This is a genomic window from Sulfitobacter noctilucicola, assembly GCF_000622385.1.
Lineage (GTDB): Bacteria > Pseudomonadota > Alphaproteobacteria > Rhodobacterales > Rhodobacteraceae > Sulfitobacter > Sulfitobacter noctilucicola.
On sequence record NZ_JASD01000008.1, the window covers coordinates 708,979 to 721,788 of the forward strand.

General features: G+C 56.9%; 14 protein-coding genes and 2 riboswitches. Of the genes, 5 read left to right on the forward strand and 9 right to left on the reverse strand.

The window, feature by feature from the left end; genetic code table 11:
• Positions 1 to 30: 30 nt before the first annotated feature.
• The 5 genes from Z946_RS0107245 to Z946_RS0107265 all read right to left on the reverse strand — a co-directional run bounded on the left by Z946_RS0107245 (position 31) and on the right by Z946_RS0107265 (position 4,226).
• Positions 31 to 819, reverse strand: coding sequence for a cytochrome c1 (locus tag Z946_RS0107245; RefSeq protein WP_025055058.1), 789 nt, complete (start codon positions 817 to 819; stop codon positions 31 to 33).
• An 11-nt stretch (positions 820 to 830) separates the two neighbouring features.
• On the reverse strand, positions 831 to 2,174 hold the full coding sequence (petB, locus tag Z946_RS0107250; RefSeq protein ID WP_025055059.1) for a cytochrome b: 1,344 nt from the start codon (positions 2,172 to 2,174) through the stop codon (positions 831 to 833).
• A gap of 11 nt (positions 2,175 to 2,185) precedes the next feature.
• On the reverse strand, positions 2,186 to 2,746 hold the full coding sequence (gene petA, locus Z946_RS0107255; protein ID WP_025055060.1) for a ubiquinol-cytochrome c reductase iron-sulfur subunit: 561 nt from the start codon (positions 2,744 to 2,746) through the stop codon (positions 2,186 to 2,188).
• 177 nt (positions 2,747 to 2,923) lie between these two features.
• A complete protein-coding gene (locus Z946_RS0107260) occupies positions 2,924 to 3,535 on the reverse strand; it encodes a glutathione S-transferase (RefSeq protein ID WP_025055061.1) in 612 nt (203 codons plus the stop codon).
• Between the two features lie 64 nt (positions 3,536 to 3,599).
• Positions 3,600 to 4,226, reverse strand: a complete 627-nt coding sequence (locus tag Z946_RS0107265; RefSeq protein WP_025055062.1) for an FMN-binding negative transcriptional regulator — start codon at positions 4,224 to 4,226, stop codon at positions 3,600 to 3,602.
• Between the two features lie 63 nt (positions 4,227 to 4,289).
• Positions 4,290 to 4,431: riboswitch (FMN riboswitch) on the forward strand.
• Positions 4,432 to 4,513: 82 nt separating this feature from the next.
• On the opposite strand from Z946_RS0107265, the gene Z946_RS0107270 reads away from it, so the two are divergent.
• The gene (locus tag Z946_RS0107270) at positions 4,514 to 4,966 is read left to right on the forward strand and encodes a 6,7-dimethyl-8-ribityllumazine synthase (RefSeq protein WP_025055063.1); all 453 of its coding nucleotides are present in this window, start codon (positions 4,514 to 4,516) and stop codon (positions 4,964 to 4,966) included.
• A 51-nt stretch (positions 4,967 to 5,017) separates the two neighbouring features.
• Here the strand turns inward: Z946_RS0107270 and Z946_RS0107275 are convergent, their stop codons facing one another.
• The 4 genes from Z946_RS0107275 to Z946_RS0107290 all read right to left on the reverse strand — a co-directional run bounded on the left by Z946_RS0107275 (position 5,018) and on the right by Z946_RS0107290 (position 8,791).
• On the reverse strand, positions 5,018 to 5,710 hold the full coding sequence (locus tag Z946_RS0107275) for a thiamine ABC transporter ATP-binding protein (RefSeq protein ID WP_025055064.1): 693 nt from the start codon (positions 5,708 to 5,710) through the stop codon (positions 5,018 to 5,020).
• Entirely contained in the window at positions 5,697 to 7,253 is a 1,557-nt protein-coding gene (locus Z946_RS0107280; RefSeq protein ID WP_025055065.1) for a thiamine/thiamine pyrophosphate ABC transporter permease ThiP, read from the reverse strand. Before Z946_RS0107280 ends, Z946_RS0107275 begins: the two co-directional genes overlap by 14 nt.
• On the reverse strand, positions 7,229 to 8,209 hold the full coding sequence (gene thiB, locus Z946_RS0107285; RefSeq protein WP_025055066.1) for a thiamine ABC transporter substrate binding subunit: 981 nt from the start codon (positions 8,207 to 8,209) through the stop codon (positions 7,229 to 7,231). The genes Z946_RS0107280 and thiB overlap by 25 nt, the downstream gene beginning before the upstream one ends.
• 34 nt (positions 8,210 to 8,243) lie before the next feature.
• Positions 8,244 to 8,344, reverse strand: a riboswitch (TPP riboswitch).
• Between the two features lie 81 nt (positions 8,345 to 8,425).
• A complete protein-coding gene (locus tag Z946_RS0107290; protein ID WP_025055067.1) occupies positions 8,426 to 8,791 on the reverse strand; it encodes a VOC family protein in 366 nt (121 codons plus the stop codon).
• Positions 8,792 to 8,951: 160 nt separating this feature from the next.
• On the opposite strand from Z946_RS0107290, the gene aroC reads away from it, so the two are divergent.
• From aroC to Z946_RS0107310, 4 genes are all read left to right on the forward strand, one after another.
• Positions 8,952 to 10,055: a chorismate synthase gene (aroC, locus tag Z946_RS0107295; protein WP_025055068.1), complete on the forward strand. Its 1,104-nt coding sequence runs from the start codon at positions 8,952 to 8,954 to the stop codon at positions 10,053 to 10,055.
• Positions 10,056 to 10,148: 93 nt separating this feature from the next.
• Positions 10,149 to 11,123: a DMT family transporter gene (locus Z946_RS0107300; protein ID WP_025055069.1), complete on the forward strand. Its 975-nt coding sequence runs from the start codon at positions 10,149 to 10,151 to the stop codon at positions 11,121 to 11,123.
• A gap of 10 nt (positions 11,124 to 11,133) precedes the next feature.
• On the forward strand, positions 11,134 to 11,727 hold the full coding sequence (gene cobO, locus Z946_RS0107305; RefSeq protein WP_025055070.1) for a cob(I)yrinic acid a,c-diamide adenosyltransferase: 594 nt from the start codon (positions 11,134 to 11,136) through the stop codon (positions 11,725 to 11,727).
• A gap of 82 nt (positions 11,728 to 11,809) precedes the next feature.
• Positions 11,810 to 12,757, forward strand: a complete 948-nt coding sequence (locus Z946_RS0107310) for a cyclase family protein (protein WP_025055071.1) — start codon at positions 11,810 to 11,812, stop codon at positions 12,755 to 12,757.
• The last annotated feature ends 53 nt before the right edge of the window (positions 12,758 to 12,810 follow it).

The window sequence follows — 12,810 nt, forward strand, 5'->3', positions numbered from 1 at the left end:
CTTTCGAATGGCTACTGTATGGCGTGAAAGTCAGTCGTGCTCTTTGTACTTCACAGGTGCCCAAAGGCGCTTGTTGGTAAGATACAGAAGGACCGACAATAGTGTAAGGAACACAACGCCCGCAAAACCGGCCTGCTTACGTGCCATCATCTTGGGCTCCGCAGTCCACATCAGGAACGCAGACACGTCTTCTGCAAGGTGGTGCAGGTCTGTGTCGTGGCCGTCTACGAATTCAACATCATCACCGTAAAGTGGTGGTGCCATCGCGATCCAGCCGCCGGGAAATGCGGTGTTCTCGTAGAACGTAACGCCGGCCTGCTCTTTCTCCTCACCGGTATAACCGGTCAGCAAGGATGCAAGATACTCAGGACCGCCAATGCCTTTGAAAAACTGATTGATACCCAGACCATAAGGACCGTGGAAACCGGCACGCTTTTTCGTCATCAGAGACAGGTCAGGCGCGTTCTCAAGGCTGGAAGCCGGGAAGTGGTCTGTCGGGCTTGCCGGACGGAAATCGTCCAGCTCCGGATCGAACACTTCGAACTGCTTGGCATATTCGATGACCTGTTCTTCGGGCAGGTGAGGACCACCATCATCACCCAAAGTGCGGATCGGAACGAATTTCAGGCCGTGACAGGCGGAACAAATCTCGGTGTAGATTTGCAGGCCGCGCTGCAGTTGGTTCACATCATAGGACCCGAAAGGACCCTCGAACGAGAAATCGAAGTCTTCGATGTGACCTTCGCCGCCCGCAGCCAGGGCACCCGTGGTGCCAAGGCCAAGTGCGACAACGGCAGAGGTGATATATTTCTTGAACATGTTCATATCCGTTACTCCGCCGGCTTTACGATTGTTTTTGTGCCGCCGACTTTGGGCGCATAGTGCGCGTCAAAATCTTCCTCGATTGTTGCGGGCTGTGGCAGCGGCTTCTCAATCACACCAAGCAATGGCAGGATAACAAGGAAGTAGCCGAACCAATAGGCCGACGCGATCAAAGAGAAGGTCGCATAGGGTTCTTCCGCAGGCATCGCACCCAGCCACATCAGGGCAAAGAAGTCGACAACCAGCAGGGCAAACCACCATTTGAACATTGGACGGTAGCGGCCGGAACGCACGCTGGAAGTGTCCAGCCAAGGCACAGCAGCCAATACAGCAATTGCACCGAACATCGCCAGAACACCAAAGAACTTGGCGTCGATGATGCCACCGGTCAGCGTCTCTGCGATGATCACAACCCAAACTTCGGACGTGAAGGCACGCAGGATCGCGTAGAACGGCAGGAAGTACCATTCAGGAACGATGTGTGCAGGCGTCGCCAGCGGGTTCGCTTCGATGTAGTTGTCAGGGTGGCCAAGGTAGTTTGGCATAAAGCCAACAACCGCAAAGAACACCGCAAGGATCACGGCCAGCGCGAACAGGTCCTTGATCACGAAGTAGGGCCAGAACGGCAGCGTGTCTTTCGCTGCATCCTCTTTCGAGGTGCGGCGCACTTCAACACCTGTCGGGTTGTTGTTGCCCGTGGTGTGGAACGCCCAGATGTGCAGGATCACAAGGCCGGCAATCAGGAACGGCAGCAGGTAGTGCAGGCTGAAGAAGCGTGTCAGCGTGGCATTATCAACCGCAGGTCCGCCCAAAAGCAACGTTTGCAGCGCTTCACCAACGAACGGTATCGCACCGAACAGGCCGGTAATAACAGTCGCACCCCAGAATGACATCTGACCCCAAGGCAGAACGTAACCCATAAACGCGGTCGCCATCATCAGCAGATAGATCAGCATACCGATGATCCATGTGATTTCGCGTGGTGCCTTGTAGGACCCATAGTACAGACCGCGGAAAATGTGGGCATACACAGCGATAAAGAACAGGGAGGCACCGTTTGCGTGCATGTAGCGCAGCATATGCCCGCCGTTCACGTTGCGCATGATGTGCTCAACCGATGCAAACGCAAGGCTTGTATCAGGTGTATAGTGCATCACCAGAACGATACCTGTGATGATCTGCAGCGCCAGACAGAACGTCAGCACGATCCCCCAGATCCACATCCAGTTCAGGTTCTTGGGTGTAGGGATGAAAAGCGTATCGGACAAAAGGCCAACAATCGGCAAACGGCTGTGCAGCCACTTTTCGCCGTTGGACTTTGGCTCGTAATGGTCGTGAGGAATTCCGGACATCTTTCTCTCCCTTAACCCAGTTTGATCGTGGTTTCGTCCACGAATTCCGCGACAGGCACGGGCAGGTTTGTCGGCGCAGGACCCTTACGGATACGACCGGCAGTATCATAGTGTGAACCGTGGCACGGGCAGAACCAGCCGCCAAAGTCACCGGCATCGCCCAAAGGCACACAACCGAGGTGTGTGCACACACCCATCATGACCAACCATTCGCCGGCTTCATCAAGCGTGCGATTTTCATCGACAGCTGTCGCGTCGCCCGCGATGTTGTTGTTTTCGGCACCTTTATCAGGAAGCTCCGAAAGCTCGACCGCACGACCTTCCGCGATTTCCTCTTCGGTCCGGCGACGGATAAACACAGGTTTGCCCAACCACTTCACCGTCAGCTGCGTGCCAGGTTCGACTGCGCTGACATCAACACGAATCGACGACAACGCCAAAACGTCTGCTGATGGGTTCATTTGATTGACCAGAGGCCAAGCCGCCGCGCCAACCGCGACCGCGCCTGTGCCTGCCGTTGCATAATACAGGAAATCCCTACGGGTGCCTGCGGTATCTTCTGCGTTGGACACGTGTATTCTCCACTTCTTTCGGCCTACGGGGCCACGGATAGAACAGCCCGTGCAATAAGCAAGGGCCAGTTGGTGTGGTGTCTAGCCCGCTGGCTCCGGTGCGTCTAGATGGCAAAGTCGCGCAAAGGGTCGCAGTTTTGAGTTAAGACGAGCCAAACCGGGCTATTCGGTCGCAATTTAACCCGCTGGCGGACGTGTTGCCGCCATCGAGTCGCGCGAATCAAATGTTTCGAACCATGTCGCGAGGGCATCATTACCCTTGCGCCAGCCACGCGCATCATGCCGAAAATCGACATAGGCCAAGGCGCAAGCAACTGCGATCTGCCCCATATCGAGCGGACCTGAAAGGTGGCTCATCCAGCGAGTGTTGATGGCAGAGCAGGCACGCGCAACCTTGTCCCACTGTCCATCGACCCATTCTTGCATCTGTTTGTCGTCTGGGCGCATGCGTCCTTCGTAGGTCATCAGCAAAGCTGCATCTAGGATACCGTCTGCTGTTGCTTCAAGCGTCAGAATATCCCAGTGCCGCGCACCCGACCCATACATTTTTCCTTTGGCGCGATCATTCAGATAAGCACAAATCACGCGGCTATCATAAAGCGCCGGCCCTTCGTCACGCTCCAACGCCGGGACCTTGCCCAAAGGATTGCTGGACAGCAGATTGCCATCCGGTGCCAGTGGCGTGGTCGTCCGGTTCTCGAGCGCGACGTCGTTCAACTGACCCGTCTCGTGCAACAGCACCATGACTTTGCGGACATAGGGAGATGTGGGGGAATAGGCGAGTTTCATAGCGGCGCTCCTGCTGAATTGTCTTGAGTATCACGGTTGTCGCGCGCAGGCGCAAGCAAGCGGATTACCCTGTACTGCGTGCGCCCATCATCAAGGCGGCGAGGACATCAACCTCGGCGCCAATTCCATGGGCGGTGACATTCTCTGCCGCGGACTTCCGTACGTCCTCGGGCTTGTTCTGGCCCAGCTTCCACGTCCCGTCGATGCCCGTCACCTGCATCCGGCACGGAACGATCATCCGCATCATACGGTCCATCACGCCTTCGGACATCTTTGCTGTTTTCCAAGGCGCTTTGGGCGCAAGTCGATTTTCGAACATCGCCGACTGCCGATCCAGCAAATCGTGCAATTCCTCCTGCGGGCGCAGCTCCAGGGATCCGGTCAGCCGCACTGCTACATAGTTCCAGGTGGGAACCTGATCGGCCACACCGTACCAATCGGGTGAGATATAGCTATCAGGCCCTTGGATAGCGATTCGCGCGGCAACGGGGCGCTTCAATGCGCGAACAATCGGGTTGGAGCGTACCAGATGTAGCTCCGCTACCGTACCTTCAGCGTTCAACAGGAACGGAATATGGCTCATCAACGGGCCATCCTCGGCATTGATCGCGAGCGTGCCAAAGCCGCGATCCCGCGCAAAACCCATATTCCGTGCGGCATCTGCATCGTGAAAAACCGGATTGGGATGCATGATAGTGACCTTACGTTGCGACAGGGTGCCTCTTGCACAGATCATATATCGCTGGCACGCTGCAAGGATTCTCAGGGCGGGGTGTAATTCCCCACCGGCGGTAGGAGGCCCAGCCTCAAGCCCGCGAGCGGCCTTTCACGAGGTGACAGCAGATCCGGTCAAACTCCGGAGCCGACGGTCATAGTCCGGATGGAAGAGAATGCATGTGGTCAGGTGCCTTTTGTCGGGCGTCAGCATCGCGTGTGATCGCCTTGGGTGGAGACGTGTCTGAACCAAAGGAGATCACAATGACGACACATGGCACATTTGCCCCCGCCCGTTTTGCATTTATCAAGGCCCGCTGGCATGCGGATATCGTTGACCGGAGCCTTGATGGATTTACCGAAACAATTCCTGCAGACCAGATTGATGTATTCGACGTGCCAGGCGCATTCGAGATGCCGTTGATGGCGCAAAAGCTCGCTGCTACTGGCAAATACAGCGCAATTGTCTGCGCAGCCTTTGTCGTGGACGGTGGCATCTACCGGCACGACTTCGTGGCCAGCGCTGTGGTTGACGGGCTGATGCGTGTCGGTCTTGATACCGGCGTACCGGTCCTGTCCGTTTCTCTGACGCCACATCACTATCAGGAAACAGACCACCACAACGCGATCTACCGCGAACACTTTGTGGTAAAAGGCCGCGAAGCGGCGTCTGCTGCGCTTCAGACATTGGATGCGATGGGTAAGGTTCCAGCGTAGACGTTTTCTTTCAAAGAAAACGGACGGAAACTCTCTAAGTTTCCGTACTCCCTATCCAAGGTATGCCTTTAACTCCGGCGGTGGATTGTCCATCAATTCTGCCGCCGGTCTCGGTGCCTCCGCCGCGCCGCCGCCTACGAATATGACCTGATCTGCGATACGGCGCACGTCTTCCGGCGCGTGGGTGACCATAATCAGCCCAGCTCCGGTCTCGGCCACCAGCCCCTGCACCAGATCGAGCATCTCGTTTCGCAGCGCCGGCCCCAAGGCCGCAAACGGCTCGTCCAACAAAACCCAGGGCTGCGCCTGCACCAGCACCCGCGCTAATGCGGCACGGCTTTGTTGCCCGCCGGACAATGCGGCGGGTCTTTTCTCCGCCTGATCCGCAAGGCCCACCCGTGCCAGTGCATCCGCGATCCGGGACCGGTCCGCCGTCGTCAGCCGCATGTCTGGCCGAATGCCCAACCCGACGTTAAGCACCACAGTGAGATGCGGAAACAGGTTGTTGTCCTGAAACAACATCGTCATCGGCCGCGCGCCCGGATCGGCCTCCGTGATGTTGCTGCCCTCATGCAGAATTCTGCCGCGGGCCATTGGGACAAACCCGCACAACGCACCCAATAATGTGGATTTACCGGCACCTGATGGACCGATCACCGCATATTTCTGCCCCTGCTCCAGCGTCATATCCGCCGTCATCCGAAATGTGCCCTGCACGATCTCGCAATTCTCAAGCCGTAGCATAACGCCTCCCCAAAGCATCACAGACCCAGAACAGCCCCAACGCCATAATCAACAACAAGAGCGCCGCACCCGCTGCCGCTTCCATCCGATAGGCCCCCATCAGACGGTACATCTGCAACGGCAGCGTTGTCCGCTGCTCATTGGCGAAAAGCGCGATCACACCCAAGTCCCCCGCCGACAATGCCGCTGTCAGACCAGTCGCGAAACCAAGTTGCGGCGTACAACGCGGCAGAATCACCCATCGCCACAGGGGCCATCCCTCAATCCGCAAACTCTGGCTCAACCTGCCATAATCCTGCACCGTCTCTCGTATTCGTGGCACCAGAATGCGCAGACAGAAGGGCAGCGCCATGAGTGCATTGACCAAGGCCGTGACCGGCAAAGCCAGATCAGCAGGGTTCATCACCGGATTGATAACAATAAACCAACCCGTTCCGATCATCAGCGGCGATGCAGAAATCCCCAGAAGCCCGATCGCCTCCACCCCGCCTGCACGCTTTGACGCCACCCAGCCCGCCATCGGCAGAGCCAGCACCAGCATCGTCACAACACTTATGACGGCGACAGAAAGCGAAGCAGCGGCGGCAGACCATACTGATGCGGGCATCTGACCGATCCCGATCACGCCACGCAGCACAAGGGCGCAAAGCGGCAACAGCAGGAATATTGCGGCCAGAAGAATAATCAGCGCATCCAGTCCGCGTTGCCAAAGCCCTTTTCCGTCCCACCGCATATGGGGACGGTCTTGCCCGCCACCGGTCGATACAGCAGGGATCAACCAAAGCGCCGCGATGGCTGCACCTCCTGCAACAACAAGCTGCACCAGCGACAAGAGAGCCGCGCGGCCCAAGTCGAAATCAAAACGAAAAGCCTGAAAAATAGCCAGTTCCAGCGTTGTCGCACGCGGCCCTCCCCCCAAGGTAAGCGCGACGGCAAAGCTGGTGAGGCAAATCACAAAGACCAGCGCCGCCGCCCCTGGTACGATCTGCCGCAACATTGGCCATTCTACCGCGCGAAATACGGCCCAAGGTGTCATGCGTATTTGCGCCACCAACCGGAAACGCTCCGCAGGTACAGCCTGCCATCCCTGCAAAATCAGACGCGTGGCCAGCGGCAGGTTAAAGAAGACGTGCGCCAGAACAACGCCGTGCAAGCCATAGATTGAAACGGTCGGCAGCCCCACCGCTTCAAGTACGATATTGAGCCAGCCACTCCTGCCAAAAACTGTCAGCAAACCCAACACAGCGACGATCACAGGCAAGATAAACGGTGCACCCAGAAGCGTCACCAACGCGCCACGTCCAAAGAACCGCCGCCGCGCCAGCGCACGTGCCACTGGTATCGCCAGCAGAACCGAAAAAAGTGCCGACAGGAACGCTTGCCAAACAGTGAACCGGAGCGCTGCCCAGTCAGATGCAACAAATCCGCCGCCAACTTCGGCGCGGGACATCACGGCAATCAACGCGCCAAGGATCAGCGCCACGACCAAGGCCGCAGCGCTGACCCCCATTCGGGGACTTATTGTGAGAGAGCGCCCAGCCATTCCGCCAGTGCCTCATCCCGGATCGCCGGCGCTTTGTCCGCATCGATCAAACGTGCATTCTCCGGCTTCACAAGTGCTTCAAAAGCCGCAGGCAAACCACCTGACGGCATGACCGCAGGATACATCCAGTTTGTTGTAGGCAGAATTGACTGCGCCGCGTCGGACACCATGAATTGCATGAATTTCTCTGCCAGTTCCGGCTGGTCCGAACCCGCGAGACGCCCGACAACTTCGATCTGCATGTAGTGACCTTCGTCGAATACCGCAGCAGCCTTTGTCTCATCTTCTTCGGCGATGATGTGATACGCGGGTGACGTCGTATAGCTCAGCACCATGTCTGCTTCCCCTTCGAGGAACAGGCCGTAAGCTTCGGACCAACCTTTGGTCACGGTCACAACGTTATCGGCCAACGCCTCCCATACTGCGGGAGCTTCATCACCGTAAGCATCTTTGACCCACATCAGCAGGCCAAGCCCGGGCGTGGATGAACGCGGGTCCTGAATGACGATTTTCGCGTCACTTTCGCCCAGCGCTTTGAAGTTTGCGGGGGCTGTCATGTCCTTGTTGTGAACAAATGCGAAGTAGCCCCAGTCATAGGGCGCGAAAGTCGCATCCGTCCATTCGATAGGCAGCGCATAGTCGGCACTTATCTTAGTGTCGGCGAACAGACCCGTTTCCTTGGCTGCTGCAATCAGACCAGTGTCCAGACCCAGCACCAAATCAGCATCCGACCGTTCGCCTTCCAGCTTGAGCCGTGCCAGCAACGCCGCACCATCGCCGTTGCCAACAAATTTCAGGTCACAGCCGCAGGTCTCTTCGAACGCTTTTTCGATCTGCGGGCCGGGACCCCAGTCAGAGACAAAGCTGTCATAGGTATAAACGACAAGTTCAGGTGTATCCGCAGCGGCTGCTGTCGCGGCGATCATAGTCGTAGCAGCAAGTGTAAGAGCCTTCATGGCATCCTCCAAAATGCGGCGTTGAGAAGTGCAGGAGAATTGCCCGGACCTTCCCTCCGCCGGTGTTAACCGGTTCAGGTTCAACGGGTCAGCTTACGCAATCTCAACTCCACTGGAGTCCCCCGAGGTAGGATCAGGAATAGGAGGGTGGCGGTAGGAGTGCAAGTTGAAAGCCGACTGGGTACAGAGAGCTTTCAGCTGCAGCGTAGCGAGTGGCTATCGCTTTGCGAAGGCCCGGCTAGAGACAGAAATTGAGTTTTTCGACGGGTCCTTTGCATTGGCAAATGAATATCCATCCCCGTGATGGATCGCCCCGAAGGTCAGCCCCCGCTTCTCTGCCTCAGCGCAAAACGCCTCAACATCCTCAACATCGAAGACGAGTTTAACAAGGGTTTGGCCTTCTTTTCGCTTGACCGGAAGCGGGTGCAGAAGAATGCTCATACCGGTCTCTCCTGATACCAGCTCCACAATCCGATCCCCTTCAAGCCGAAGCGCCTCGTATCCGAAATGTTGGCAATAAAAGGCAACCATCTCTTCGGTTTTCTTCGTGTAAATAATGATACGACCAAGCGGGGACGACATGTGCAGCTCCATCTGAAAAGTTGTCTATTCGTAAATTGGTCAGGCAATCATGCGCACATTGACACTGCGAAAGGGCTGCCACCGCGCAACCTTCACACACTCTACACCTTGAGGCCACGCCCTCACACCGCTAATGCTCTGATCAACAGGAGCGTCACCCATGTCTATCAATAGCTTTGGCCATCTTTTCCGCGTCACCACTTGGGGTGAAAGCCACGGACCCGCCCTTGGGGCGACGGTTGATGGTTGTCCTCCAGGCGTTCCCGTGGATGCAGAAATGATCCAGCACTGGCTTGATAAACGCAAACCAGGACAGAACAAATACACCACCCAACGGCGCGAGGCGGACGAGGTGCGCATACTTTCGGGTGTTTTTGAGGGCGTCACCACTGGCACGCCTATCCAGCTGATGATCGAGAACACAGATCAACGCTCCAAAGACTACGGCGACATCAAGGACAAGTTCCGCCCAGGTCACGCCGACATCACCTATTTCCAGAAATACGGCATCCGCGACTATCGCGGTGGCGGACGGTCCTCTGCGCGTGAGACGGCTAGCCGTGTCGCAGCCGGTGGCCTTGCCCGTGAAGCGATCAAGGCGATGGTGCCCGATATGCAAATCACCGGTTACATGGTGCAGATGGGGCCGCACAAAATTGATCGCGATGCGTTTGATTGGAACCAGATAGAACAAAACCCCTTTTGGGTGCCAGATGCCAAAGCTGCGACCGATTGGGCCAGCTACCTCGACGGGCTGCGCAAGTCCGGTTCATCCGTGGGTGCCGTCATCGAAGTGACCGCGCGCAATGTACCTGCCGGTCTGGGTGCGCCCGTTTACGGCAAACTAGACACCGATCTTGCCGCTGCAATGATGTCAATCAATGCTGTCAAAGGTGTTGAAATCGGCGAAGGCATGTCAGCGGCGATGCTCACAGGCGAGTTGAACGCAGACGAGATCTACATTGGCAACGATGGCCAGCCCCGTTATTCGTCAAATCACGCCGGCGGTATTCTGGGCGGCATCAGCACAGGGCAGGACATTGTTGTGCGCTTTGCGGTGAAACCCACGTCCAGCATCCTAACTACCCGCAAGACAATCACCAAAACCGGTGAAGAGACCGAGATCATCACCAAGGGCCGTCACGACCCTTGTGTCGGCATCCGCGCGGTGCCCGTTGGCGAAGCGATGATGGCCTGCACTCTGCTAGACCATATGCTGCTGCATCGGGGACAGGTCGGGACAAATCGCGGGCACATCGGCTGAAGCCTCTGGAAACTATCAAAGTTTCCACCCGTTTTCTGAAAAAGAAATCATGACTGCCTTGCACTCCCCTGATCAGAGGAGCATTAAAACCGCATGGCCAAACCCCTCACCCAGAATAGACCGGGACGCGCAATCGCGCTGAAAACTGCTGCTGTTTTTCTCTTTATGGTGATGGCGGCATTGATCAAATCAGCATCCGACGCTGTGCCGCCGGGGCAGGCTGTGTTTTTCCGCTCTCTCTTTGCGATGCCGATCATCTGGCTTTGGCTGTGGCAGTCGGGCCACCTGCATGACGGCTTCAAAGCAAATAACATTCTAGGCCATGTCTGGCGCGGCCTGTTCGGCACGACTGCGATGGGGCTTACCTTTGCGGGGCTTGCCTTGCTCCCCCTACCGGAGGTGACAGCTATCGGATACGCGACCCCGATGTTTACGGTCCTGTTTGCTGCGATGTTCTTGGGTGAACGTGTGCGTCTGTTCCGCCTTTCTGCTGTGGCCCTTGGGCTGGTTGGTGTGATGATTGTTCTAGCTCCGCGCCTGTCCTTTGATCAAAGCTATTCTACGGCGGCGACCATGGGCGCGCTTATGGTGCTTGGAGCATCCGTCCTACGGGCTCTGGTCCAGATTCATGTGCGCCGTCTGGTCCAGACCGACAGCACCAGTGCCATCGTCTTTTACTTTTCGCTGACCGCCACGGTTGTCTCGCTGCTTAGCCTTCCGGTCGGTTGGCTGTTCCCGACGCCTTCGCTCGCGTGGACCATCCCTGCCCCAAGTGTCTTTGCCCTGATCATCGGTGCCGGTCTGATCGGCGGCGTGGCGCAGATCATGGTTACATCGTCCTACCGGTTCGGCACTGCATCCATGCTCGCCCCGTTTGATTATTCCTCTATGATCTTTGCCACGCTGATCGGCTGGCTTGTGTTCAGCGAAGTACCCACAGCCACTATTTTGATAGGTGCCGCCCTTGTCATTGCCGGTGGGGTCCTGATCATATGGCGCGAACGGCAACTGGGGCTCGACCGCAGCAAATCGAAACCCAGTATCGCACCAGCTGGCACACCAAATTAAGGACTTTCCCATGTCAGACGATCACAAAGCAAAAATGCAGGAACGCCAGACCGCCCAGCGCAAGAAGGTGTCGGAATTGCAGGACCCTGAAAAGGGTCTGGTGCTGGTGCATACCGGTGCGGGTAAGGGCAAATCATCGTCTGCCTTCGGTGTGATCGTCCGTGCATTGGGTTGGAAACAGAAAGTCGGCGTTGTCCAATTCATCAAGGGTAAATGGAAAACCGGCGAGCGTCAGTTCTTTGATCGACTGGGTGAGGTTACATGGCACACCATGGGCGAAGGATTTACCTGGAATACGCAGGACAAGGACCGCGACATCGCCGCCGCCCAAGCCGCCTTTGCCAAAGGTCGCGAGATGATGGAAAGCGGCGACTATGACCTGATCGTCATGGACGAAATCAACATCGCCATGCGCTATGACTACATATCGGTCGAGGACGTCATTGCGGGGCTGGAAGCACGCGACAAGCGCACAGGCGTTATCCTGACGGGCCGCGACGCCAAACCGGAGCTTTGCGAATATGCCGATCTGGTAACCGAAATGACCGAAGTAAAGCACCCGTTCAAAGCAGGGATCAAAGCCCAGCGCGGGGTTGACTACTAAATCCTTTAAGTGCGGGTGACGCTACGTCACGACAACCCACACAAGAATCATGTTAGCCTGACCTCCTACTGGGAGGACGAACATGAAACATAAAAAGATTATTGGTGCCGTGGTGGCGCTGACCTTTGGCGCAACAGCTGCCTTTGCCCAAGACTGCACCCCGTCGAAATGGGGTGCGGATGATACCATCGGATCGGCCAATCTGGTCACGCCAGAACGGACAATGGAAGCCGCCAAGCTGATCAAGCAAGGTAAATCCATGCCGCTCGGCATCACCATCGGGTCCGACACGCCCGCATTCCCGCCGCGTTCCCTGAACCTTCAGATCGTGCAGCCGAACCAACAAGGTGGCGTAAAGCTGTCGGGCTTCGGCTATGAAGGGAACTATAACGACGATCTGCTGCAAACCTGGATCGGCATCGGCTCGCAACTCGATGGGTTGGGGCACCTGGGCGAAAACGGTTCGTATTACAATTGCCTTGATGAGAAAGAGATCAGCGTCATCACGGGCCTGACCAAGCTAGGCACGCATGCCGTGCCGCCCCTCGTCGGTCGCGGTGTGATCCTCGATATGGCTGCGCAGGCGGGTGTAGAAGTTATGCAAGCCGGACAGAGCTTTGGAGAGGAAGAGATCAAAGCCGCCGCCACCGCACAAGGGGTGGAGTTGCGTGAAGGAGACATCGTTCTCTTCCACACCGGCTGGACCGAAGGCATGTTCAACAGCGATCCGATGGCATGGGGTTCAGCAGAACCGGGTATCACCAATGCCGGTGCGGTTTACATCGCGTCTCTCAATCCGATGGCCGTTGGTGCCGACACATGGGGGCTCGACGCTGTACCGCCCCCCGCGGGCGACAAAGTGTTCTACGGGCACGTAACCTTGCTCAAGGAAAACGGCATCTATATTCTTGAGACAATGAACGTCGGCCCCTTGCTGCGTGAAGGCGTGGACGAATTCATGTTCGTGCTGGGCCAGCCCCGCATTCAGGGGACCGTTCAGGCGATGATCAATCCGGTCGCACTGTACTAATTATCAAAAAAGCGGCCCCGCATCCTGCAGGGCCGCTTCATTTTCAACGCAAA

Bases quoted from the DNA above. Each gene is read 5' to 3' on its own strand.
- Z946_RS0107290 (WP_025055067.1), bottom strand. From the start codon at position 8,791: ATGTCGTCCCCGCTTGGTCGTATCATTATTTACACGAAGAAAACCGAA.
- cobO (WP_025055070.1), top strand. From the start codon at position 11,134: ATGTCAGACGATCACAAAGCAAAAATGCAGGAACGCCAGACCGCCCAG.
- Z946_RS0107265 (WP_025055062.1), bottom strand. From the start codon at position 4,226: ATGCATCCCAATCCGGTTTTTCACGATGCAGATGCCGCACGGAATATG.
- Z946_RS0107275 (WP_025055064.1), bottom strand. From the start codon at position 5,710: ATGCTACGGCTTGAGAATTGCGAGATCGTGCAGGGCACATTTCGGATG.
- petB (WP_025055059.1), bottom strand. From the start codon at position 2,174: ATGTCCGGAATTCCTCACGACCATTACGAGCCAAAGTCCAACGGCGAA.
- Z946_RS0107260 (WP_025055061.1), bottom strand. From the start codon at position 3,535: ATGAAACTCGCCTATTCCCCCACATCTCCCTATGTCCGCAAAGTCATG.
- Z946_RS0107280 (WP_025055065.1), bottom strand. From the start codon at position 7,253: ATGGCTGGGCGCTCTCTCACAATAAGTCCCCGAATGGGGGTCAGCGCT.
- thiB (WP_025055066.1), bottom strand. From the start codon at position 8,209: ATGAAGGCTCTTACACTTGCTGCTACGACTATGATCGCCGCGACAGCA.
- aroC (WP_025055068.1), top strand. From the start codon at position 8,952: ATGTCTATCAATAGCTTTGGCCATCTTTTCCGCGTCACCACTTGGGGT.
- Z946_RS0107300 (WP_025055069.1), top strand. From the start codon at position 10,149: ATGGCCAAACCCCTCACCCAGAATAGACCGGGACGCGCAATCGCGCTG.
- Z946_RS0107245 (WP_025055058.1), bottom strand. From the start codon at position 819: ATGTTCAAGAAATATATCACCTCTGCCGTTGTCGCACTTGGCCTTGGC.
- Z946_RS0107270 (WP_025055063.1), top strand. From the start codon at position 4,514: ATGACGACACATGGCACATTTGCCCCCGCCCGTTTTGCATTTATCAAG.
- Z946_RS0107310 (WP_025055071.1), top strand. From the start codon at position 11,810: ATGAAACATAAAAAGATTATTGGTGCCGTGGTGGCGCTGACCTTTGGC.